This window comes from Yoonia sp., assembly GCF_017854415.1.
Taxonomy (GTDB): Bacteria; Pseudomonadota; Alphaproteobacteria; order Rhodobacterales; family Rhodobacteraceae; genus Yoonia.
The window spans coordinates 11,934-34,508 of record NZ_JAFMHR010000013.1; the positions used below are offsets into that span (position 1 = coordinate 11,934).

At 54.2% G+C, this 22,575-nt stretch carries 19 protein-coding genes and 1 pseudogene; 10 read left to right on the plus strand and 10 right to left on the minus strand.

Annotation, left to right across the window (positions count from 1 at the left end; all coding sequences use genetic code 11):
* Positions 1-35 precede the first annotated feature (35 nt).
* From QZ197_RS02905 to bcp, 4 genes are all read right to left on the minus strand, one after another.
* A complete protein-coding gene (locus QZ197_RS02905; RefSeq protein ID WP_272145939.1) occupies positions 36-527 on the minus strand; it encodes a polymer-forming cytoskeletal protein in 492 nt (163 codons plus the stop codon).
* Positions 517-1,824, minus strand: coding sequence for a M23 family metallopeptidase (locus tag QZ197_RS02910; RefSeq protein ID WP_272145941.1), 1,308 nt, complete (start codon positions 1,822-1,824; stop codon positions 517-519). The genes QZ197_RS02905 and QZ197_RS02910 overlap by 11 nt, the downstream gene beginning before the upstream one ends.
* 162 nt (positions 1,825-1,986) lie before the next feature.
* Positions 1,987-2,793: a ferritin-like domain-containing protein gene (locus QZ197_RS02915; RefSeq protein WP_296429886.1), complete on the minus strand. Its 807-nt coding sequence runs from the start codon at positions 2,791-2,793 to the stop codon at positions 1,987-1,989.
* 11 nt (positions 2,794-2,804) lie between these two features.
* Positions 2,805-3,272, minus strand: a complete 468-nt coding sequence (gene bcp, locus QZ197_RS02920; protein WP_272145943.1) for a thioredoxin-dependent thiol peroxidase — start codon at positions 3,270-3,272, stop codon at positions 2,805-2,807.
* Between the two features lie 67 nt (positions 3,273-3,339).
* Between bcp and QZ197_RS02925 the strand changes: the two genes are divergently transcribed.
* The 6 genes from QZ197_RS02925 (at position 3,340) to uvrA (ending at position 14,316) form a co-directional block, all read left to right on the plus strand.
* The gene (locus QZ197_RS02925) at positions 3,340-6,666 is read left to right on the plus strand and encodes an AsmA-like C-terminal region-containing protein (RefSeq protein ID WP_296429866.1); all 3,327 of its coding nucleotides are present in this window, start codon (positions 3,340-3,342) and stop codon (positions 6,664-6,666) included.
* Positions 6,663-7,715, plus strand: coding sequence for a tRNA preQ1(34) S-adenosylmethionine ribosyltransferase-isomerase QueA (queA, locus tag QZ197_RS02930; RefSeq protein ID WP_296429868.1), 1,053 nt, complete (start codon positions 6,663-6,665; stop codon positions 7,713-7,715). The genes QZ197_RS02925 and queA overlap by 4 nt, the downstream gene beginning before the upstream one ends.
* 94 nt (positions 7,716-7,809) lie before the next feature.
* On the plus strand, positions 7,810-9,072 hold the full coding sequence (locus tag QZ197_RS02935) for an MFS transporter (RefSeq protein WP_272145949.1): 1,263 nt from the start codon (positions 7,810-7,812) through the stop codon (positions 9,070-9,072).
* A gap of 134 nt (positions 9,073-9,206) precedes the next feature.
* Positions 9,207-9,788: a DUF924 family protein gene (locus QZ197_RS02940; RefSeq protein ID WP_272145951.1), complete on the plus strand. Its 582-nt coding sequence runs from the start codon at positions 9,207-9,209 to the stop codon at positions 9,786-9,788.
* 102 nt (positions 9,789-9,890) lie between these two features.
* Positions 9,891-11,285 (plus strand): dihydrolipoyl dehydrogenase, encoded by a 1,395-nt coding sequence (gene lpdA, locus QZ197_RS02945; RefSeq protein WP_272145954.1) that lies wholly within the window; start codon positions 9,891-9,893, stop codon positions 11,283-11,285.
* 172 nt (positions 11,286-11,457) lie between these two features.
* The gene (uvrA, locus tag QZ197_RS02950; protein WP_272145956.1) at positions 11,458-14,316 is read left to right on the plus strand and encodes an excinuclease ABC subunit UvrA; all 2,859 of its coding nucleotides are present in this window, start codon (positions 11,458-11,460) and stop codon (positions 14,314-14,316) included.
* Between the two features lie 76 nt (positions 14,317-14,392).
* Here uvrA and mmsB read toward each other — a convergent pair whose 3' ends face one another.
* The 4 genes from mmsB to QZ197_RS02970 all read right to left on the minus strand — a co-directional run bounded on the left by mmsB (position 14,393) and on the right by QZ197_RS02970 (position 19,053).
* The gene (mmsB, locus tag QZ197_RS02955) at positions 14,393-15,259 is read right to left on the minus strand and encodes a 3-hydroxyisobutyrate dehydrogenase (RefSeq protein ID WP_272145958.1); all 867 of its coding nucleotides are present in this window, start codon (positions 15,257-15,259) and stop codon (positions 14,393-14,395) included.
* On the minus strand, positions 15,256-16,299 hold the full coding sequence (locus tag QZ197_RS02960; protein WP_272145961.1) for an enoyl-CoA hydratase/isomerase family protein: 1,044 nt from the start codon (positions 16,297-16,299) through the stop codon (positions 15,256-15,258). The genes mmsB and QZ197_RS02960 overlap by 4 nt, the downstream gene beginning before the upstream one ends.
* Positions 16,287-17,444 (minus strand): acyl-CoA dehydrogenase family protein, encoded by a 1,158-nt coding sequence (locus QZ197_RS02965; RefSeq protein ID WP_296429878.1) that lies wholly within the window; start codon positions 17,442-17,444, stop codon positions 16,287-16,289. The genes QZ197_RS02960 and QZ197_RS02965 overlap by 13 nt, the downstream gene beginning before the upstream one ends.
* Before the next feature lie 109 nt (positions 17,445-17,553).
* Positions 17,554-19,053: a CoA-acylating methylmalonate-semialdehyde dehydrogenase gene (locus QZ197_RS02970; RefSeq protein ID WP_296429880.1), complete on the minus strand. Its 1,500-nt coding sequence runs from the start codon at positions 19,051-19,053 to the stop codon at positions 17,554-17,556.
* 101 nt (positions 19,054-19,154) lie between these two features.
* Here QZ197_RS02970 and QZ197_RS02975 point away from each other — a divergent pair, with 101 nt between their 5' ends.
* From QZ197_RS02975 to QZ197_RS02990, 4 genes are all read left to right on the plus strand, one after another.
* Positions 19,155-20,057, plus strand: coding sequence for a LysR family transcriptional regulator (locus tag QZ197_RS02975; protein WP_272145967.1), 903 nt, complete (start codon positions 19,155-19,157; stop codon positions 20,055-20,057).
* Between the two features lie 38 nt (positions 20,058-20,095).
* Positions 20,096-20,530: a CBS domain-containing protein gene (locus QZ197_RS02980; protein WP_272145970.1), complete on the plus strand. Its 435-nt coding sequence runs from the start codon at positions 20,096-20,098 to the stop codon at positions 20,528-20,530.
* 66 nt (positions 20,531-20,596) lie between these two features.
* Positions 20,597-21,091 carry a pantetheine-phosphate adenylyltransferase gene (gene coaD / locus QZ197_RS02985; RefSeq protein ID WP_272145972.1) on the plus strand — a complete coding sequence of 165 codons (495 nt, stop codon included), beginning with the start codon at positions 20,597-20,599 and terminating at the stop codon, positions 21,089-21,091.
* 11 nt (positions 21,092-21,102) lie between these two features.
* Positions 21,103-21,864 carry a dienelactone hydrolase family protein gene (locus QZ197_RS02990; RefSeq protein WP_296429884.1) on the plus strand — a complete coding sequence of 254 codons (762 nt, stop codon included), beginning with the start codon at positions 21,103-21,105 and terminating at the stop codon, positions 21,862-21,864.
* A gap of 3 nt (positions 21,865-21,867) precedes the next feature.
* Here QZ197_RS02990 and QZ197_RS02995 read toward each other — a convergent pair whose 3' ends face one another.
* Entirely contained in the window at positions 21,868-22,026 is a 159-nt protein-coding gene (locus QZ197_RS02995) for a hypothetical protein (RefSeq protein ID WP_272145977.1), read from the minus strand.
* A gap of 190 nt (positions 22,027-22,216) precedes the next feature.
* A pseudogene (locus QZ197_RS03000) lies at positions 22,217-22,575 on the minus strand (erythrose-4-phosphate dehydrogenase); the annotation flags it as partial.

Consider the following 22,575-nt stretch of genomic DNA (forward strand, 5'->3'; position numbering starts at 1 on the left):
CCGTGGGCGCCCTGCATGTCGCAATGTAACGCCCCTTAGGACTTGGCTTCAGGTGCCGCAGTTGTCGGCATCTTCTTTGCGCCTGTCGCCAGTGGGTCGTCTTGGCGCTGCACGGAACCTTCGAAATGGGCGCCGGATTCAATCGCGATGGTCTTGTGAATGATGTCACCCTCAACGCGTGCTGTGGATGTCAGGCGAACCTTTAGGCCACGTACACGGCCAACAACGCGACCATTGACAACAACATCGTCAGCGACAACTTCGCCTTTGACAGTGGCACCTTCGCCGACGGTCAATAGATGCGCACGAATGTCGCCTTCGACTTGGCCTTCGACCTGAATGTCACCGGTCGTCTTAAGATTGCCAGTGATCAAAAGATCAGAGGACAATATTGATGCAGGCGGCTTTGCCTTTGGGGCAGATGCCTTGAAATCAGAACCAGCAGGCTTGGCTGCATCGGTGCCTTTAGACGTGTCGGAATCGGACCCTTTTGGTCCGGGCTCATTAATTTTGGATTTAGAAAACATCTTGTCCAGCTCTTATATAAGTCATGGGGTTGACGGGGTTGCCGTTTACACGGACCTCGTAGTGAAGGTGGGGTCCGGTCGAACGTCCAGAATTACCCATAGCACCAATGCGATCGCCACGCGAGACCCTTTGACCGACACGTACATCCATAGAATTAAGATGCGCGTAACGGGTCTCGATACCAAATTCATGTCTTATCTTTATCAATCTGCCATATCCCGATGACCAACCCGCATCGGTGACGACACCGTCAGCGGTCGCGTAAATCGGGGTGCCAATTGGCCCTGCAAAGTCAGTGCCAGCATGCAAGCGCCCCCAACGTGGGCCAAATCCGGATGTGAAGCGAAAGTTTGCTTTGACCGGAATAGAGAACGGCGCCTTTTCGGCGGCAATACGGTAGAGATTGATCCGGTCCATAGATGTCAGAATACCGTTCGCGCGCAGCGCGTCCGGATCAGGATCGCCACCGCGGGTCGAAAACTGAATAGGTGTCAGGGGACCACCGGTACCGGAATACCCACGGCGCACTTGGTTGATCAAGGTATCAGGGTTCATGCCTGCAGCACGGAACATTTGGTCCAAAGGTTCAACCGACACCAGCATTGCTTCTTCAAGTTGGCGAAAAATCTGGTCGTTGCGGTCTTGCAGCAGACGCAGTTCAAGCTGCAAATCTTGGGCCTGCCCAATTGCAAACTCGGCATCATCGGCGATCTGGTCACGCTCTGACGCGGTGTCTGCAAGCGCAGAAGCCAGCAAGTCGACGGTGCTGGCCGCATCATCGCTGAGCGTGGCGACAGTTTCGCCATCGGTGTTTTCGGTAAGGGCTGCAACCTGATCGCGGGCCTCTTCGCGCGCGCGCATCGTAGTGCGCAATGTCGCTTGTACGACCTCCATTCCGCGTTCCAGTTCGCGGCGTTTTTCTTCGGTTGCAAGCAGTTCTGATTGCATAATCGAAATCTGGGCCAAGGCCGAATTAAACCGCTCGTGTGCGGCAACGGCTTCCATTGCACGGGCGTCACGCTCGTATGAAAGTGCGTTCAGGCGTTGCTCATAGGTCATTTGATCGCGTTGGGCTTGGGCGCGGAAGTTTCCCGCTCCAATACTGTCCATCAACAAAATCGCCGTCGCGATAATCGTCCATCCTAAGACGAGCGTTCCGCCTGTCCAAGCAACAAGCTGCGTCTCGGATGTCAGACGGATAAAGCGGGTTTCGGTATCGGACCGTAAGAACAGTCGCCGCTCTGGAAACAGCCGTTCCAGCAGGGCATGAACGCGTGTTGTTAAACGTGATCTCAAAAGCGACCTGTCCTGACTTGTTGTAGGCAGCCAAAGTAATGGCCGGAATTATCCTGTAACCGTTTAAGCGCCTCTGCGTGGTGCTGCAAGATTTTTGCGCCACTCAAGCGGAAAAATCCCGTTCTCATTGGGGGCTGCGCGAGGTTTCGCCCAGTGTTTATGTCATTTTTGCTTTGCCGGAGTTGCCTCAGCAAGTGGCCAATAAAAATCCGGAGGAATACCTGCCTCGGCACGTTTTTCTTCGTTGAAAGGCGGTTTGAGGTTTCCGTGAAAATATTTGCGCACCAAGTCGTGAAAAACACCGGTCGGGTCAAGATCATGCCGACCGCATAAAAAGTGGAACCACTTTGATCCGTAAGCCACATGATGGACTTCTTCGGCATAAATCACCTCTAGCGCATCCACGGCTTGCGCAAGCTTTGCTTGCTTGAAGATCTTGATCATACCAGGCGTGACATCCAGCCCGCGTGCTTCAAGCACCATCGGGACCACGGCCAGTCGCCCCATCAAATCATCGGCGGTATCTTCTGCTGCGCGCCACATGCCGTCATGTGCAGGAAGTGCGCCATAGTGGCTACCCATTGCTTCAAGGCAGTCACACATCAGGTTGAAATGCTTTGATTCTTCGTCGGCAGATTTAACCCAATCGTCATAGTACCCAATGGGCATGGGCGTCTTTGCAAACCGCGCAATGATGTCCCAATGCAGATCTACCGCGTTTAATTCAATATGGGCGACAGCGTGAAGCAGTGCAATCTGGCCTGCCTCAGATCCCGGTTTGCGGCGAGGGACATCACGCGGGTCTAGCAGTTCCGGCTTTTCGGGCCGCGCGGGGGTCAACGGAGGCTTGGCATCGCCGATCTCGGGTGCAATGCCAGCTGCGCGGGTAGCTTGCCAATGGGCGGCGTATTCGCGTGAAAGCGCTGTTTTAGCGCGGCCATCCGCAGTGGTTAGCACAGCGACTGCCATTTCGGTTAAAGTCACAGCGCGCGCGCCGCTTCCAACACAGCCTCGACATGACCGGGAACGCGGACCTTGCGCCAGACCTGCGCGATCTTGCCGTCAGGGCCGATCAAATAGGTGGCGCGTTCAATGCCCATATAGGTTTTTCCATACATGCTTTTTTCGACCCAAGTGCCATAGCGTTCGCATACATCACCGTTTTCGTCAGACAACAGGGCGATTTTCAGATCATGTTTGGCAACAAATTTGTCATGCTTTTTGACGCTATCCTTTGAGACGCCCAAGATCACAGTTTCTGCGGCGCTGAATTCTGCGGCCATGTCGGTAAAGCCGATCGCTTCTTTTGTGCAGCCCGGGGTGTCGTCTTTGGGGTAGAAATAAAGCACAACCTTTTTGCCCGCAAAGTCCGAAAGATTGACTATCTCTCCGCCATCGCGTGGCAGGCTGACGGCGGGGGCTATGTCGTTGGCAACGGGGTGGGTCATGAGATGTCCTATGGTTAGCGCGTTTTCGTGATTTTGTTTTAGTCCGTGACAAGCGAAGATAAAGGGGATGGCCACAAATTCCCATCAGATCGATGAGTTGATGACCGAAACCAACGAAACACAAGTTCCAGAGCAATCGCCGACACCTGCACCGCGTTTGCGTCGTTGGGTGTTCTGGCTGCGCGCTGCGTTTGTTGTTTGCTTGTTTCCGGTTGTTTTCGCCGCCGCAGCCGCAGTGATGATGGTTGACCGTGAAATTACAGCGCCGACATGGATCAAAGACCGGATCGAGGCCCGCGTAGGTGATTTACTAGAAGGCGCGACACTTGATTTTGGTGCGATTACAGTGCGGATCGGGCGCGATCTACATCCCTTGGTGCGTCTGGTCGATACGCGTTTGATCGATGCGGACGGCACCACGATTTCGCGCGTACCCGTTGTAGAAGGACTGATGTCGCCGCGGGGCCTAATCTTGCAGCAAGATGTCTTGATGCAAGAAGTCCGCTTGATCGGGGCGCAGCTGAACCTGCGGCGCGCCGCAAATGGTGATGTGTCTTTTGCCTTTACTGGTGGGGGCGTCAATCATGCGCAGGCGCGGACTTTGCCTGAATTGCTAGATCAGTTCGATCAACTGTTTGAGACGCCAGCGTTAGAAGCGCTCGAGGTCGTACAGGCGGAAGGGATGATCATTAATTTTGATGATGCCCGTGCGCGGCGCAGTTGGATCGTGGACGGCGGCACTGCCGTCCTTGATTTGCGCGGAGGGCAAACAGAGATCAGAGGTGACTTTTCGCTGTTGTCGGGTCGTTCAGAGGTTACAACTGTGCAGTTGTCCTACCTTAGCCCGCGCGGTAGCCGCGCAGCGCAAATTGGCCTGAACCTGACAAACGCGGTTGCCACTGACATAGCATCGCAATCGCCGGGGTTGAGTTGGCTGCGCGATATTGATGCACCGATCAAAGCATCCCTGCGCACATCATTGGACGAAGCGGGTGCTTTGGGGCCGTTGAATGCGACTTTAAACCTTGGACAAGGGGCCTTTCAACCCAATGCGGGTGCGACGCCTGTGCGGTTTGATGCTGCACGCGCTTATTTCACCTACAACCCGACACGCGATTTGATCTCGTTCACACAGATGGATGTGCAAACGGAATGGGGACGTTTTGCCGCCAATGGTGACGCTTATCTGCGCGATTTTAGAGATGGTTTGCCGGGGGCGATTCTCGCACAGTTGCAGTTTCAAGATGTGGCGATCAACCCGCCCGGGTTCTTTGAAACGCCACCGGAGGTATCGCTCGTCACAATTGACTTGCGGGCAAGATTTGATCCGTTCCGCATTGAAATAGGCCAAACAGTCTTGCTTGATGGAAACAGTCGTATGACGGCGTCGGGTGCGATCGCTGCCACTGATGCGGGGTGGGACATCGCATTGGATGCGCAGATCGATCAGATTACGCCAGAACGCTTTGTTGCGTTTTGGCCCATTCCGATGAAGCCCAGATCGCGGAACTGGTTTGCTACGAACATGACAAACGGCCAGCTGCGCAATTTGGTCACCGGTCTGCGGCTACGCCCAGAGCGTGCGGCCGAGTTCGCGCTGGGGTTTGAATTTGCCGGCAATGACATAAAATTCTTGCGCAATATTCCCCCAATCAATGGCGCTGTTGGTGTGGCGAGTATTGTGGATAACCGGTTTGCCGTTAGTCTTGATGAAGGTGTCGTGCTCGCGCCCCAAGGTGGCCCACTGGACCTTGCGGGGACAAACTTTGCTATTGAGAATTTGCGATTGAACCCGTCACCTGCGAATTTGGATTTACGTATCGACAGTACGTTGACCGCAGCTTTGTCGGTTTTGAACCAGCCCCCATTTGAATATATGGACAAAGCGAATTTGCCGGTCACGATCGCGGATGGGCTTGCGTTGACACAAGGACGCATCACGTGGCCGCTGATGCCGCGCCCTGATCCAGACGATGTTTTGTTTTCAATGACGTCACAGTTGCGCAACGTGCGCAGCGAAACGCTTTTGCCGGGCCGACAGTTTGCGGCACCGGAATTGCGGGTCACGGCAAGCAAAGCAGGTCTGAACATTGCGGGATCCGTGCAGGTCGGGGCAATCGGTGCCATTGGTGTATGGGACCGCCGGTTTGGCGACCCTGACCAGCCCGGCAGCAGGGTTCTGGCGCAAGTTGGATTGTCGCAGGATTTCCTTGATGAATTCGGAATTGCTTTGCCGCCTGGCACAATCGATGGGCGCGGAACTGGTGAACTTGCGGTATCGCTTCAGGACAACACGCCACCTGCTTTTTCGCTAACTTCTGATTTGCAGGGTGTCAGGGTGGCTATTCCTGCGGTGGGATGGACGAAACCTGCGCAAGCCACTGGAAACTTGCGGGTTGAGGGGGCTTTGGGACCTGTTGCCACAATCGACAGGCTCGAGATCGGCGGCGCGGGCTTTCAGGCCTCGGGGCGCATTGATTTGACCGAAACGGGACAATTGCAGGCCGCACGTTTTGCGCGGGTCCAAGTGGGTAATTGGTTGGATGCGCCGGTCACGCTGCGTGGGCGCGGCGCAGGTGCCCCTGTTGGCGTCGAGATTTCGGGCGGTTCGCTTGACTTGCGTGGTGCGCAGTTCGGCGGCGGCAGTGGTGGCGGCGGGCCTTTGACGATTGGCCTTGACCAATTGCAAATCAGCGACGGCATTTCGCTTTCAAATTTCCGGGGTGATTTTCGGGGTGATGGCGGTCTGCGGGGCGAGTTTCAGGGGCAGTTAAACGGAGCGGCGCCCGTTGCCGGCACTATTGCCCCACGCAACGGACGCACCGCTGTGCGCTTGCGCAGTGACAATGCCGGTGCGGTACTAAGTGCCGCTGGTTTCATGCGTAATGCGATTGGGGGCGCGCTGGACCTATCGCTGCTTCCGGTCGGTGAAGCTGGTGTGTTCGACGGCACTTTGCAAGTACGGTCAGTGCGGGTCCGCGACGCGCCAACGATTGCGGCATTATTGGACGCGATCAGCGTTGTCGGGCTGTTGCAGCAAATGGACGGTCAAGGGCTTGCATTTGAGGAAGTCGATGCAAAGTTCCGTCTGACACCAACGCGCGTGATCGTATCAGAAGCAAGCGCTGTTGGTCCGGGCCTTGGCATTTCGGTCGATGGGATCTACACGCTGGCGAGCAAAGAAATCGATCTGCAAGGCGTCGTCTCGCCGTTCTTTTTGGTCAATAGCATTGGGTCTTTTTTAACCCGAAGGGGCGAAGGTTTGATTGGTTTTAACTTTAACATTCGCGGGACCTCGGACGCGCCGCAAGTCAGTGTGAATCCGCTGTCGGCTCTCACACCTGGCATGTTCCGAGAGATTTTTCGCAGACCTGCACCGGATATTTCCCAATGAAACTAAGCCAGTTTGATTTTGACCTTCCTGAAAGCCTGATAGCAACGCGGCCCGCACGGCCCCGGTCATCTGCGCGGCTGCTGTTGGCGCAAGGGCAGAACATTGCGGACCGGATCGTGCATGAATTGCCCGAGATACTGCAACCGGGTGATCGGCTGATCTTGAATGACACCAAAGTCATTCCCGCGCGTCTGTCAGGCGTGCGTCACCGCTCTGGTGAGGCAGGCGAGACATCGGCGCGCATTGAAGTCACGTTGCTGGAACCCCGCGCAGATGGTGCGTGGTCCGCGCTGATCAAACCACTTAAAAAGGTCCGCGACGGTGAGGAGGTTATCTTTTCCGACGATCTGGCCGCCCAAGTCGTTGGCCGCGCAGACGGGCAGGGTTTCTTGCAGTTCAACCTTAAAGGCGATGATTTTGATGCGGCCTTGGCCCAAGTAGGTGCGATGCCATTGCCCCCCTACATCGCAGCAAAGCGTCCTGCAGACGATGCTGACAAAGACGATTATCAGACCTACTGGGCGCGCAATGCAGGTGCGGTTGCGGCACCTACGGCGTCGCTACACTTTGATGGGCCACTTCTTGAGGCGCTAGCGGCGCGCGGCGTGGAATTTACCCATGTGACTTTGCATGTGGGGGCAGGCACGTTCCTGCCGGTCAAAGTCGATGATGTGCGCGACCACAAGATGCATTCTGAATGGGGCGAAGTCACAGCAAAGGCCGCGGCCGAGATGAATGCGACCAAAGCCGCGGGCGGCAGGGTCATTCCTGTTGGCACAACGGCACTGCGTTTGATTGAAAGTGCGGCCAAGGACGGACAAATTCAGCCTTGGACAGGGCCAACGGATATTTTTATTATGCCGGGGTTCGAATTTCAGATGGCAGATGGATTGATGACGAATTTCCATCTGCCCAAATCAACGCTGATGATGCTTGTCTCTGCGCTAATGGGAACGGAAGAAATCCGCACGATTTATGACCACGCGATAGCGGAAAAATACCGTTTCTTCTCGTATGGTGACAGCTCGCTTCTGTTGCCGGACGATTGAGGCGGGAAAGTGCGCGACGGCGTCGCTTATGTCTGATGCAATTGGCCAATAACATGTGATAGGGCGAGTCTATCAAAGCGAAAGGTCGCGCAAAATGCTTCAAGTTTTTACAGGCTCATGGGCCTTGTTTGTAGGCATGTTCATGCTGATGGTTGGCAACGGCCTGCAAGGCACGTTGCTTGGCCTGCGCGGCGAGGCGGAAGGGTTTAGTACTTTTGCGCTTTCCATTGTCATGTCGGCCTATTTCTTGGGCTTTTTGTTCAGCTCGCGTTTTACACCGGAATTGATCCGCAGGGTCGGGCATGTGCGCGTGTTCGCGGCTTTGGGGTCGATGATCTCTGCTGTTTTGATTACCTATCCGGTATTAGTCGATCCTTGGGCCTGGGCCATAGGTCGTGTGATTATCGGGTTTTGTTTTTGTGGCGTCTATATCACCGCCGAAAGCTGGTTGAACGATGCATCCAGCAATGAAAACCGTGGCAAGTCGCTTTCACTTTATATGATTGTGCAAATGGCAGGTATCGTCTTTGCGCAGTGGATCGTCACGCAAGGTGATATCTCCGGGTACGTCTTGTTTATTGTGCCGTCTGTGCTGGTGTCTTTGGCTTTTGCGCCGGTGCTTTTGTCCGTGCGGCCAATGCCCGCTTTCGAGACGACAAAGCCGATGAAGATCATAAGCCTGATCGAAGCATCGCCACTCGCTTGCTTTGGGATGTTTATGCTGGGCGGTGTTTTCGCGGCACAGTTCGGCATGTCGGCTGTTTATGCTAGTCGTGTGGGACTGACCGTCAGCGAAGTTTCACTATTCGTTTCCGCCATCTACGTTTCGGCCTTGGTTCTGCAGTACCCTATTGGGTGGATGTCCGACCGTATGGACCGACGGGTGTTGATCATCTGGCTGGCAATGATAGGCGCTGCCGGGTCAATGATCGCATTCTTGTTACCTGGCTCTTACGCGCTGATCCTTGTCAGCGGCGCAATCGTCGGCGGAACGTCTAACCCGCTTTATGCGTTGCTGATTGCCTATGCCAACGACTATCTCGAAAGCGATGACATGGCGTCTGCGTCTGGTGGATTATTGTTTATTAACGGCATCGGCGCGATTGCAGGTCCGTTGACCGTTGGTTTCATGATGGACACGATTGGCAACAACGGGTTTTGGCTATTCACCGGGATATTGATGTTTGGGGTCGGGGCTTATGGTCTTTACCGGATGACACAGCGCAGCCGGACCGATCTAGAAGTCGAAGATCAGGTTCCATATGCGCCAGTCTCTGCTGCATCGACGCCGGTAGCCGCGGAGTTAGCCCAAGAGGTCTATATCGAGGCTGGCGAAGAAGAAGAGATCAAGCCGTAACCCGTGGTGTTTGGGTCACGGCAGATGTCATTGCGCAAGATGTTGTGACCTTTGCATGTCACTAAACCCTTGTCAGGAGGTCCTTAGTCTGTTTCGAATTGTAACAGAGTTATAAACCACCAAGGAGCGGTGCAGTGGCAACCCCCGAAGATGTCTTGGCTTTTTGGCTGGACGAATGTGAACCTTCAGATTGGTATCGGTCTGATCCTACATTAGATGCGAAAATTCGTGATCGATTTTTGGAGGTTTGGCGAGAGGCCACTGAAGGGTCCTTGGGGTTATGGTTGACTTATCCGACCGGCACGCTGGCCTACATCATTTTGACAGACCAATTTCCGCGCAATATGTTCCGCGATAGCGGTGATGCGTTCGCGACAGATCACCTCGCGCGCGCCGCCTCAAAAATGGCGATTGAGCGGAACTGGGACATGAAAATAGACGAACCTGCGCGCCAGTTTTTCTATTTGCCTTTGATGCATGCGGAAAATCTTTGCGATCAGGATCGGGCTGTGCGTTTGATTCATTCACGCATGCCTGAAACCGGTATATCCAATCAAGATCACGCTTGCGCGCATCGCGCCGTTATTCGTGATTTTGGGCGCTTTCCTTATCGCAATGCCGCATTGGGTCGCAAAACCACGGCTTCGGAACAGGTGTTTTTGGATGCGGGTGGATATGGTGCGGCAATTCGTGCGCAGCAGACAGCATCAAAATGAGGCCATTGAGCCTATAGGGTAGCTGATATGACCTAAGGTCACTAGAGATCACCCAAAAAGTAGTTTAGTGTTCAACTATATTTGGAACTGGAGGGCCTGTGTATGGCTGCGCAAAACTTTGACTTGATTGTAATTGGTGCAGGACCGGGCGGCTATGTCGCCGCGATCCGTGGTGCGCAGCTGGGCATGAAAGTGGCCATTGTCGAACGTGAAAACCTCGGTGGGATTTGCCTTAACTGGGGTTGTATTCCGACCAAAGCAATGCTGCGATCGTCTGAAGTGTTCCACCTGATGCACCGCGCCAAAGAGTTTGGCCTGAAAGCGACAGGCATCGATTATGATCTGGACGCGGTCGTCAAACGCAGCCGCGGCGTTGCGGGGCAATTGTCGGGCGGCATTGGCCATCTGATGAAAAAGAACAAAATCACAGTCTTTATGGGCAATGCGACCATCCCTGCCAAAGGCAAGGTTGCGGTCAAGGGCGATAAAGGCACGGACGAGCTGACAGCAAAAAACATCGTTCTGGCGACCGGCGCGCGTGCCCGTGAATTGCCCGGACTTGAGGCTGACGGCGATCTGGTTTGGACTTACCGTCATGCGCTTGAGCCTAAGAAGATGCCAAAGAAGTTGTTGGTAATCGGCTCTGGTGCGATCGGAATTGAATTTGCGAGCTTCTACAACACGCTCGGTGCTGAAACGACGGTTGTCGAAGTCATGGACCGCGTGCTGCCTGTTGAAGACGCTGAAATCTCAGCCTTTGCGAAAAAGCAGTTCGTGAAGCAAGGCATGAAGATCATGGAGAAATCTATGGTCAAGCAGTTGGATCGCGGCAAAGGCAAAGTCACGGCGCATATCGAAACGGGCGGCAAAACTGAAAAGATGGAATTTGATACTGTCATTTCAGCTGTCGGTATTGTGGGCAACGTCGAAGGTCTGGGTCTTGAAGAACTGGGCGTTAAAATTGACCGCACACACGTTGTAACGGATGAATTCTGCCGCACGGGTGTTGAGGGTCTTTATGCCATCGGTGATATCGCCGGCGCGCCTTGGCTTGCGCACAAAGCCAGCCATGAAGGTGTGATGGTCGCTGACCTGATCGCAGGCAAGCATGCACACCCAGTTAAGCCCGAAAGCATTGCAGGCTGCACATATTGCCACCCTCAAGTGGCCTCTGTCGGGTATACCGAAGCAAAAGCAAAAGAGCTGGGCTATGACATTAAAGTGGGCCGTTTCCCCTTTATTGGCAACGGCAAGGCGATTGCATTGGGCGAAGCTGAAGGCATGGTCAAGACGATCTTTGACGCCAAAACAGGCGAGCTGTTGGGCGCACATATGATCGGCGCGGAAGTCACTGAATTGATCCAAGGCTATGTCGTTGGCCGCCAGCTAGAGACCACCGAAGAAGACCTGATGAACACCGTCTTCCCACACCCGACATTGTCGGAAATGATGCATGAAAGCGTGCTCGATGCATATGACCGCGTAATCCACATGTAAGGGGGATTGAAATCCACCATACTTTTTGAAAAGGCCCGCCTTCAAATGGCGGGCCTTTTGCTATTTTGAGCATCGGTGAAATTTATTTCCAAATGTTCCGTTAATGTTCTATGAACGCATTGGACCATCTGGCGCGGTGGTTTATGTCCTGTTTCGGACCAAAGGAAATGTCATGGCTGAGCTGAAATTTATCGAAGTACGCGGCGCGCGCGAACACAACCTCAAAAACATTGATGTTGATATTCCGCGCGATCAGCTGGTTGTGATTACCGGACTTTCGGGGTCGGGCAAGTCATCGCTGGCCTTTGATACGATCTATGCCGAAGGGCAGCGGCGCTATGTCGAATCGCTTTCGGCTTATGCGCGGCAATTCCTCGACATGATGGAAAAACCGGATGTGGATCACATTTCCGGCCTGTCGCCCGCGATTTCGATTGAGCAAAAGACGACCTCCAAGAACCCGCGCTCAACTGTTGGCACGATCACTGAAATCTACGATTATCTGCGCCTGCTGTTCGCCCGCGCTGGCACGCCATACAGCCCGACGACGGGTCTGCCGATCGAAGCGCAGCAAGTTCAAGATATGGTTGACCGTGTTATGGCGCTGGAAGAGGGCACGCGCGGCTATCTGCTGGCCCCGATCGTGAGGGACCGCAAAGGCGAATACCGCAAAGAATTTCTGGAACTGCGCAAGCAAGGTTTCCAACGCGTGAAAGTTGATGGGGAATTCTACGAACTTGATGAGCCGCCCACGCTGGATAAGAAGTTTCGCCATGATATCGACGTTGTGGTGGACCGGATTGTCGTGCGCGAAGGTCTGGAAACACGCCTAGCAGACAGCTTTCGCACCGCACTGGATTTGGCGGACGGCATTACCGTGCTTGAAACGGCCCCGACCGAGGGCGACCCTGAGCGGATAACATTTTCAGAAAAATTCGCGTGCCCCGTGTCTGGATTTACGATCCCCGAGATCGAGCCACGCTTATTTTCGTTTAACGCACCGTTCGGCGCTTGCCCGTCTTGTGATGGTCTTGGGGTCGAGCTGTTCTTTGACGAACAATTGGTCGTACCTGATGTGACTTTGAAGATCGCCGATGGTGCCTTGGCCCCATGGCGCAAAGGCAAAAGCCCGTATTTCTTGCAAACGATCGAAGCGATCGCAAAGCACTATGGCTTTAACAAGAATGCGCGCTGGAAAGATCTGGATCCCAAGGTGCAAGAGGTGTTCCTGCGCGGTTCTGGCAAAGAAGAGATCAAGTTCCGCTATGATGAAGGCGGCCGTGTCTATCAGGTGGAGCGCGCGTTTGAAGGTGTGATTCCGAACATGGAACGCCGTTACCGCGAGACAGACAGCAACTGGATTCGTGAAGAATTCGAGAACTTTCAGAACAATCGCCATTGCGCCACTTGCAACGGCTACCGCTTGCGCGAAGAGGCGCTGGCAGTAAGAATCGGTGATTTGCATGTGGGTCAGGTGGTCCAGATGTCCATCAAAGAGGCCTATGATTGGTGCACCGAGGTACCTAACGCCCTGAGCAAGCAAAAGAATGAAATCGCAGCGGCTATCCTTAAGGAGATCCGCGAACGGGTTGGGTTCTTGAATAACGTAGGATTAGAATATCTGACCTTGTCCCGTAATTCCGGCACGTTGTCGGGTGGTGAAAGCCAAAGGATTAGACTGGCCAGCCAGATCGGATCAGGCTTGCAAGGTGTGCTTTATGTACTGGACGAACCGTCGATTGGTTTGCATCAGCGCGACAATGACCGCTTGCTGACAACGCTAAAAAACCTGCGTGATCAAGGCAATACGGTGATTGTCGTAGAACACGATGAGGAAGCGATCCGCGAAGCCGACTACGTCTTTGACATTGGTCCTGGTGCTGGTGTGCATGGCGGACAAGTCGTGGCCGAAGGCACTCCGCAAGAAATTATGGACAACAAAGCATCGATTACCGGTCAGTATCTGACCGGAGCGCGCCAGATCGAAGTGCCTGCCAATCGCCGCAAGGGCAAAGGCAAAAAGCTGACCGTGGTAAAGGCGACAGGTAACAATTTGCAGAACGTCACGGTTGATTTTCCGTTGGGGCAATTTGTTTGTGTGACAGGTGTCTCGGGTGGCGGTAAATCCACTTTGACGATTGAAACGTTGTTCAAGAACGCGTCGATGAAGTTGAATGGTGCGCGGCAAACGCCAGCGCCATGCGAAACAATCAAAGGGTTCGAGCATCTGGACAAGGTGATCGACATTGACCAACGCCCGATCGGGCGCACACCGCGATCGAACCCCGCAACCTATACCGGTGCGTTTACCCCGATCCGTGACTGGTTTGCGGGCATGCCGGAATCCAAAGCGCGCGGCTATAAGCCCGGCCGTTTCAGTTTTAACGTCAAAGGTGGGCGTTGCGAGGCCTGTCAGGGCGACGGCGTTATAAAAATCGAAATGCACTTTTTGCCGGATGTTTATGTGACCTGCGAAACTTGCAAAGGCGCGCGGTACAATCGCGAAACCTTGGAGATCAAGTTCAAGGGCAAATCGATCGCGGATGTTCTCGATATGACAGTTGAAGATGCGCAAGGTTTCTTTACCGCAGTGCCATCGATCCGCGAAAAAATGGACGCGCTGATGCGTGTGGGTCTTGGGTATATCAAGGTTGGGCAGCAGGCGACAACGCTGTCAGGTGGTGAGGCACAGCGCGTCAAGCTGTCCAAGGAACTGGCGCGGCGGTCAACGGGTCGCACGCTTTATATTCTGGACGAACCAACCACGGGTTTGCATTTTGAAGATGTGCGTAAGCTGTTGGAAGTGTTGCATGAACTGGTCGATCAGGGAAACTCTGTGATTGTGATTGAGCACAACCTAGATGTGGTGAAAACCGCCGACTACATCATAGACATAGGTCCCGAAGGTGGTGATGGCGGTGGTCGAATTGTGGCCAAAGGCACGCCGGAAAAGGTTGCCGAAGTCTTAGAAAGCCATACCGGTCGCTATCTCAAGCAAATGTTGGCGGCACATAAGGTTGCAGCAGAATAAGTCGTCAAAATCCAAGGATTTTAACGATGCCTCCGGCGGGAGTTTTCAGAGCAAGATGATAGGAAGGCACGGCACCCTAGCTGCGCCGTCTGCTTTCAAACCGTGGTAGCATTGCCGAGAAGTCCTTGCCGCGTCCGTCTTCGTCTTCGACAAACTGGCGATAAAGTGCAGTGGCCGCTTGTCCCATGGGTGTGTCCGCGTCAGCAGCGATTGCTGCCATTTGCGATAAGTTCAGATCCTTGAGCATTAATTCTGACGCAAAACCGGGCTGATACCCATTGTCAGCAGGGCTATGCGGGCCGATGCCGGGGGCCGGACAGTACGCGTTCATCGTCCACGAATAACCCGACGAGGTGCTGACGACATCGAACATCGCTTGACGGTCCAGTCCCAGTTTGTCCGCTAAGACGAACGCTTCACAGGTTGCAATCATCGTGACGCCGACGATCATATTGTTACAGATCTTGGCCGCCTGACCGTTGCCTGCATCGCCGCAATGCACAGCTTTTTGCCCCATGATATCAAACAAAGGCATCACGGTCGCAAACGTCGTTACAGGGCCACCTGCCATGAAAGTCAGCGTCCCGTGCGTAGCCCCGCCAATTCCGCCAGACACAGGCGCGTCTACCGCAGATAGTCCTGCGGCTAAGGCTTGGGCTGCAACAGCGCGCGCACTTTCGACATCCACAGTCGAACAGTCCAAGTGGATGGCACCTTGTTTCATTGCCGGGTAAATATCTTTCGCGACGCTGCGCAAGATATCGCCATTTGGCAGCATAGTGATCACGACGTCTGCGTCTTTTGCTGCGGCTGACGCACTTTGCGCAAGTTTCAGGCCCTGGGGTTGTGCCACCGGATCAAAGCCAATTACATCATGTTCTTTTGCAAGGTTTGCAGCCATTGGCGCGCCCATGTTTCCAAGTCCGATAAAACCAATCTTCATGTGCTTTCCTTCCAATTCGGGGCGTCTGGTTCCAGCGGACTTGTCATGCGCAAGATTTCTGATGCTGGTACATCTGCCCAGTTTTCATGTTGCCATTTTGGCGTCCTGTCGCGGTCTACTATGGCCGCGCGAATACCTTCGATAAAGTCACCTTGTTCCACGCAACGCGACGTGAACCGGTATTCATGGTTGAGGGCGGTGTCGATCGTGGGATTACTGCGGACATGTTGGATGATCTTTGTCGCACATGCCATGGCAAGCGGTGCATTGCGCTCCATTTTTGGAAGAACATGCGCAACCGCTGGGCCTTGATCCGTTGGCATGCCCTGATAAATCGCGGCAAGGGTTTCGCCAGAAAAATACCTGTCGATCTTGTCCCGCCATCCGGCGAGGCGGCTTTGTGGGGGCGGATGGGCCACTGCATTGATGCTTGTGACGTCACCGGAGGCGATCAATGCGTGTTTCAATGCACCCCATTGATCATGCGGTATAAAGGTATCTGCAAAGCCTGCATAAATGGCGTCTCCAGCGTTCATCCGGTCGCCGCTTAACCCCAGAAATTCACCGCAGTGCCCGGGTGCGCGCGCCAACAGCAGCGATCCACCAACGTCTGGCACCAAACCGATTGTGCATTCTGGCAGGGCGATTTGGCTATTTGAGCATACAATACGGTGTGATGCATGGCACCCCACGCCAACCCCGCCACCCATTGTGAAGCCGTGCAAGAACGTCACGACTGGCTTGGCGTAGGCATAGATTTTCGCGTTCAGCCGGTATTCATCGCGCCAAAACCGCCGCCCATAATCAAAATCACCGCGCAGGCCAGAGGCGTACATTTCCGCAATGTCCCCGCCAGAGCAGAACGCGCGGTCGCCCGCACCTTCGATTATCACCAGGGCAACATCTGCGTCTGTTTCCCATGCTTGCAAGGCAGCCTCGATCGCGAGGCACATGTCCCACGTAAGCGCATTAAGCGCCTTGGGGCGGTTAAGCGTGATCCGCCCCGCATAGCCTTCTTTTGTGATGATCACTTCCGGCACGAGTTCGCATCCTTGATCATTTGTCTTGCGGTGATCATCTGCATGATCTCGTTGGTGCCTTCAAGAATTTGATGCACCCTCAGATCACGTACAGTCTTTTCGATCCCATAATCCGCAAGGTAGCCATAACCGCCGTGTAGCTGCAGGCATTGATCAGCGACTTTACTGCCCGTTTCAGTACACAGTTTCTTTGCCATCGCACAGAACTTTGTGGCGTCAGGCCGGTTTTGGTCCAGCTTCCACGCCGCTTGCCGCAAGAACGTGCGTGCTGATTGTAGCTGAATTTCCATGTCGGCCAATTGAAACTGCAGCCCTTGGAATTGATCAATGGTTTTGCCGAATGCTTTGCGGTCCGCCATATAGGCAAGGGTCTGATCCAGTGCCGCCTGCGCGCCACCGATAGAGCAGGCCGCGATGTTCAAGCGTCCACCATCGAGACCTGTCATTGCATAGCTGAAACCGGCGTTTATTTGGCCCAACATGTTTTCGGCAGGCACTTTGCAGCCATCCATTTGGACTGCGCGCGTAGGCTGTGCGCGCCAGCCCATCTTGTCCTCAAGCGCTCCGAATGAAAGGCCGCGGGTACCATCGTTGACGACAAATGCGCTGATGCCTTTTGGCCCATCAGTCCCTGTGCGGGCCATGACGATATATGCATCAGAATACCCGCCACCAGAGATGAAGGCCTTTGTGCCAGTGAGTTCAAATCCACCTTCAAAAGGGGCCGCTTTCGTTGTCAGCGCCGCTGCATCAGACCCGCATCCCGGTTCGGTCAGGCAATACGACATGATGGATTTCATGCTTATGACGTCGGGCAGCATGGCATTCTTTAACGCGGCTTTTCCGTAGGTTTCGATCATACTGGCACACATATTGTGGATCGACAAAAACGCGGAGACAGATGCACAAGATTGCGAAAGCGCTTCGAATACCAGTGTTGCATCAAGGCGGCTCAGGCCTGCACCGCCATTTTCCTCGGAGACATAAAGCCCGCCAAATCCAAGCTCGGCCAATTGCGACCAAAGCTCTTTGGGTATTGTTCCGTCGGCCTCCCATTTGCGGGCATGGGGGGCGATGTGGGATCGACCAAATGCTTGCGCCAAATCGAAAATGGCGGATTGTTCATCTGTCAGGGCGAAGTCCACGTTGGAAGGCTCCTTTTTCGCGTCGCACTTGGTGATCTAATGGTGCGCAGTGCTGCAAGGCTTGGCAAGCAAAAGGCCCACCGCATCGGGTGGGCCTTTACTGGTTCGGTTATTCCATCACTGGGATAGAGAATTCGCCGCCTTCTTTGATGCCTGATGGCCAGCGCGATGTGATCGTTTTGGTCCGCGTGTAGAATTTGAACGCATCTGGTCCGTGCTGGTTCAGGTCGCCGAACATGGATTTTTTCCAACCGCCGAAGGTGTGATAGGCCAGCGGTACCGGAATTGGCACGTTGATGCCGACCATGCCGATATTGATGCGCGCGGCAAAGTCACGTGCCGTGTCGCCGTCGCGGGTATAGATTGCGGTGCCGTTGCCGTATTCATGGTCCATCGCAAGGGTCAGTGCTTCTTCATAGTCTTTTGCACGGATTGTGGACAGAACGGGGCCAAAGATCTCGTACTTGTAGATGTCCATGTCTTTTGTGACGTTGTCGAACAGATGTGGCCCTACGAAAAAGCCGTCTTCATAGCCTTGCAGGTTAAAGTTACGCCCGTCGACGACCAGTTTTGCACCTTGGTCGATGCCTGTTTGCACAAGGCGTTCAATGTTGGCTTTTGCAGCGGCTGTTACAACTGGGCCGTAGTCCACGTCATTGCCGGATGTGTAGGGGCCAACCTTGAGTGCTTCGACTTTCGGGATCAGCTTTTCTAGCAGACGGTCTGCGGTATCGTCGCCGACAGCAACTGCGACGGAAATTGCCATGCAGCGTTCACCCGCCGCACCGTAACCGGCACCAACAAGCGCGTCTGCGGCTTGTTCCATGTCGGCATCGGGCATGATGATCATATGGTTCTTTGCGCCGCCAAAGCACTGCACGCGCTTGCCTTGCGCACAGCCTGTCCCGTAGATGTATTCGGCAATCGCGGTTGATCCAACAAAGCCAACCGACTGGATGGTTTCATCGTAAAGGATTGCATCGACGGCTTCTTTGTCGCCGTTGACGACTTGCAGGATGCCTTTGGGCAGACCCGCTTCTTCCATCAGCTCGGCCAGCATCAGCGGCACAGATGGATCACGCTCTGATGGCTTAAGGATGAATGCGTTGCCACAAACGATGGCGGGGGCAAACATCCACATCGGGATCATCGCCGGAAAGTTGAAAGGCGTGATGCCAGCAGTGACACCAAGCGCTTGCTTCATCGAATACATATCGATGCCGGGGCCAGCACTGTCGGTGAAATCACCTTTCAGCAGCTCTGGCGCACCGATGCAGTATTCCACAACTTCTAGCCCGCGGATCACGTCGCCTTTGGCGTCTGGTATGGTTTTACCATGTTCACGGCTCAGCGCCTCTGCCAGTTTATCCATGTCGCGGTTCAGTAGGCCAACAAAGGCCATCATAACACGCGCACGGCGCTGTGGGTTCACGGCGGCCCATGCAGGCTGTGCCTTGGCTGCGATTGCGACGGCTTGCGCCATCTCTTCGGCGTTGGCCAGCGGGACCTTTGCTTGGACTTCACCCGTGGCTGGATTGTAAACATCAGCAAAGCGGCCTGATGTGCCTTTGACGTGCGCGCCGCCAATGTAGTGGGTCAGTTCTTGCATAGTATCCTCCATAGAATTCAGTTGGGCCAACTATAGGCTTGCATTTTTCGGTGTAAAAGATCGAATATGCCAAAACCATTTTGCAAAAATGCAGGTCTTTGATGGAAAACTGGGATGATGTGCGTGTATTTTTGGCGGTCGCGCGTGCGGATGGTCTGACGGGGGCTTCGCGGCAGCTCAAGATGGACCCATCGACTGTTGGCAGACGCATCGCGCGGCTAGAGCGGGAATTAGGCGCCGCCCTGTTTGTGAAATCACCGCTTGGCTATGCGCTGACGGATTTGGGCGAACGGATGCGTGACAAAGCGACCGAAGCTGAACATCACCTTGTGCGCGCAATCGACGAAGGGCAGGGCGCATCTGAAGGGCTGACCGGACAGATCAGGATCGGTGCGCCTGACGGTGCTGCGAATTTCTTGTTGCCGCAGGTCTGTGCAGCGATCCAGGCCGAAAACCCTGATCTTGAAGTCCAGATACTGGCCCTGCCAAGGGTCGTGAATTTATCACGTCGCGAGGCGGATATGGCGATTGCAGTCAGCCCACCCGCTGCAGGGCGCCTGACAGTCCAAAAGATTACAGATTATCAACTGCACCTTGCGATGCGGGCGGATGCGGAACCGCTGACCACTGTTGCGCAACTAAATACCCGCCGGATTGTCGGGTATATTTCTGATATGATTTTTGACAAAGAACTGGACTACCTTGGCGAAGCAGGTGTTTCTGGGGTGCAACTGGCCTCAAATTCAGTAGCGGTGCAATTGCAGATGATCCGGCAAGCGGGCGTGGGGATTGTTCATGACTTTGCACTGCCCTTCGCGCCTGAACTGCGGCAGGTACTGGTGCGCGAGGTTGCTTTGACCCGTGCATTCTATCTGGTGCGCCATACGTCAGACCGACATTCTGACCGGCTTTCACGCTTTGCCACGGCCCTGCGAAAGGGGATGCAAGACGAAGTTGTGCGCTTAGAACACATGGCACGCTTGACAGCAGAGCCTTTCATTTGAGACGCTAGCAATATGGAGCCAATTCAAGGAGCCCTGACATGATCGTTTCGCAAATTTTGAAATCAAAGCCTGACGTGGGTGTGATTTCGGTAACGCCCACATCGACGGTGACTGACGCCGCTAAACTTTTGTCCCAACACCGTATTGGTACAGTTGTTGTGTCAAAGGACGGATCGTCGCTGGACGGTATTTTGTCGGAACGTGACATTGTGCGCGAACTTGGCAAGCGCGGAACAGGGTGCTTAAGCGATCCCGTCAGCGCTTTGATGACATCCAAGTTGGTCACATGCAGCCCCTCTAATTCCGCACTCGAGGTACTCGAGATGATGACAGAGGGCCGGTTTCGCCACTTGCCTGTGATGGACGATGGCAAGATGGTTGGTCTGATCTCAATCGGGGATGCGGTTAAAGGGCGTTTGGCGCAACTCGCGATGGAAAAGGAATCCCTTGAAGGGATGATCATGGGGCACTAGCCCCAGCTTGCATTTCGGCGCGCAATCATGTTGCTTGTCCCAAACAAAGCTAAGACGAGGACCGCCATGCGCGTAGGACTTTACCCCGGCACATTTGATCCGGTGACGCATGGGCATATCGACATCATTCGTCGTGCTTGTTCACTTGTTGATCGTTTGGTGATTGGCGTTGCGGTAAACCGCGATAAGGGCCCGCTATTTACGCTAGAAGAACGCGTGGCCATGATTGAAATCGAAGTAGGCTTGCTGACCCAAGCCACCGGTTGCGAAGTGGTTGTTCGTCCTTTTGACAACCTGTTAACCCATTGCGCCAACGATGTGGGCGCAACTATCATCATTCGCGGCCTACGTGCTGTTGCCGATTTTGAATATGAATATCAAATGGTTGGCATGAACCGCGCGCTGGACGACACGATTGAAACCGTGTTCCTGATGGCAGAGGCGCAGCATCAGGCGATTGCATCAAAGCTGGTCAAAGAGATTGCGCGCTTGGGTGGGGATGTGTCGAAATTTGTCACTCCGGCTGTCAAAGCTGCGCTGTTGGAACGGTTTAGCGATTGAAGTGGCTGCTGATGCTAGGTGGAACATATCTTGCCTATGCAATCGCGATGGTTCTGATCCACCCGCAACTTCTTTATCCCTTTGGCCCTGATCCTTTCAATAACCCTGATTTCAACCAAGACGTTGTCTCGGACCGTGGGGTTGCGATGGCCACTGCGCGCGGCAATGACCCACTTGCTGTCTTGTTTTTCATGGGTAACGGCGGCGCACTTGCGTATTTTACGAACACGCTGAATGCCCATCAAGAGGCGGGCCGCACATTGGCTGCAATGGAGTATCCGGGCGGCGGCGGGATTGCTGGTATACCGTCAGAAGCAGGGCTGAAAGCTGATGCATTGGCCGCATATGATTGGCTTGCAACGCAGCATGACGGGCCGATTGCAGTGCATGGCTATTCAATGGGGACGGGGCTAGCGATCCATGTTGGGGCATCACGGCCTGTGGCAGCGATCATGCTTGATGCGCCTTATGTGAAGATGTGCGAATTGATGACGAAAGCATCGTGGTTGCCTGCGTGCTTTATGCCAGGTGTGCAAAAGTGGAATTCCGCCGCTGATGTGCCAGCACTCTCAGCCCCAGTGCTGATCCAGCATGGCACTTCAGATCAGTTGATCCCCATTTCAAACGGGCAGCGATTAGCTACGATGATGCAGGATGCAGGTCTACATGTGACGTTTCATGCCGTTGAAAATGCGACCCATAACAACCTTGCCGGACAAGGTGGATACATAGGTCGCATTGATGCGTTCTTGGCGAGTTTGGACGCGCGGTAGCGGTTAGCCGTAGATCGCTTTGTTTGCGATCTTGCTGGCGTCTTCGCGAAACATGCCAAGGTCAATGGCGGTTTCTTGGGGCATGGTTGCCAGGTCATGCTTGAGGCGGCTGTAGGCCACGCGCTTTTCGAATGCTTTGCGAACTGTGTTCAATATGGTCATCTGCGTGCTCCTTTTAAGTCATCGCGTTTGTTGGTCTTGTCCTATTACTTAGCAATGCTGCAGCGCAGCACAACGCCCAGTTAGCGCTATCAGATATGCAGTGAATGCATGGCGACGTTTGTAGAATGCTCAATAAAAAAGCCGACCCAATCAGGCCGGCTTTTTTGAAGTCTTCGTAAAGTAGGGTGGTTTAGATCAGCTTGCCCATCGCAACGGCAGTGTCAGCCATCCGGTTCGAGAAGCCCCATTCGTTGTCATACCACGTCAAAATACGCACCATATTGCCGTCCAGCACTTTGGTCTGGTCCAAGTGGAAGATCGAAGAATGTGGATCGTGATTGAAGTCAGAGCTGACCATTGGCAGATCGGTGTAGGCCAAAACACCCTTCAAAGGACCATCAGCGGCTGCGATGATTGCGTTGTTCACCTCTTCCACCGTTGTGTTTCTTGATGATTCGAAGGTCAGGTCAACGACGGAAACATTAGGCGTTGGGACGCGAATGGCAACGCCGTCCAGTTTACCGTTCAGTTCTGGCAAGACCAATCCAA

Excerpts from the sequence above, each read along its gene's own strand:
- QZ197_RS02905 (WP_272145939.1), bottom strand. The coding sequence starts at position 527 with ATGTTTTCTAAATCCAAAATTAATGAGCCCGGACCAAAAGGGTCCGAT.
- QZ197_RS02915 (WP_296429886.1), bottom strand. The coding sequence starts at position 2,793 with ATGGCAGTCGCTGTGCTAACCACTGCGGATGGCCGCGCTAAAACAGCG.
- bcp (WP_272145943.1), bottom strand. The coding sequence starts at position 3,272 with ATGACCCACCCCGTTGCCAACGACATAGCCCCCGCCGTCAGCCTGCCA.
- QZ197_RS02925 (WP_296429866.1), top strand. The coding sequence starts at position 3,340 with ATGGCCACAAATTCCCATCAGATCGATGAGTTGATGACCGAAACCAAC.
- queA (WP_296429868.1), top strand. The coding sequence starts at position 6,663 with ATGAAACTAAGCCAGTTTGATTTTGACCTTCCTGAAAGCCTGATAGCA.
- QZ197_RS02935 (WP_272145949.1), top strand. The coding sequence starts at position 7,810 with ATGCTTCAAGTTTTTACAGGCTCATGGGCCTTGTTTGTAGGCATGTTC.
- lpdA (WP_272145954.1), top strand. The coding sequence starts at position 9,891 with ATGGCTGCGCAAAACTTTGACTTGATTGTAATTGGTGCAGGACCGGGC.
- uvrA (WP_272145956.1), top strand. The coding sequence starts at position 11,458 with ATGGCTGAGCTGAAATTTATCGAAGTACGCGGCGCGCGCGAACACAAC.
- mmsB (WP_272145958.1), bottom strand. The coding sequence starts at position 15,259 with ATGAAGATTGGTTTTATCGGACTTGGAAACATGGGCGCGCCAATGGCT.
- QZ197_RS02970 (WP_296429880.1), bottom strand. The coding sequence starts at position 19,053 with ATGCAAGAACTGACCCACTACATTGGCGGCGCGCACGTCAAAGGCACA.
- QZ197_RS02975 (WP_272145967.1), top strand. The coding sequence starts at position 19,155 with ATGGAAAACTGGGATGATGTGCGTGTATTTTTGGCGGTCGCGCGTGCG.
- QZ197_RS02980 (WP_272145970.1), top strand. The coding sequence starts at position 20,096 with ATGATCGTTTCGCAAATTTTGAAATCAAAGCCTGACGTGGGTGTGATT.
- coaD (WP_272145972.1), top strand. The coding sequence starts at position 20,597 with ATGCGCGTAGGACTTTACCCCGGCACATTTGATCCGGTGACGCATGGG.
- QZ197_RS02990 (WP_296429884.1), top strand. The coding sequence starts at position 21,103 with ATGCTAGGTGGAACATATCTTGCCTATGCAATCGCGATGGTTCTGATC.
- QZ197_RS02995 (WP_272145977.1), bottom strand. The coding sequence starts at position 22,026 with ATGACCATATTGAACACAGTTCGCAAAGCATTCGAAAAGCGCGTGGCC.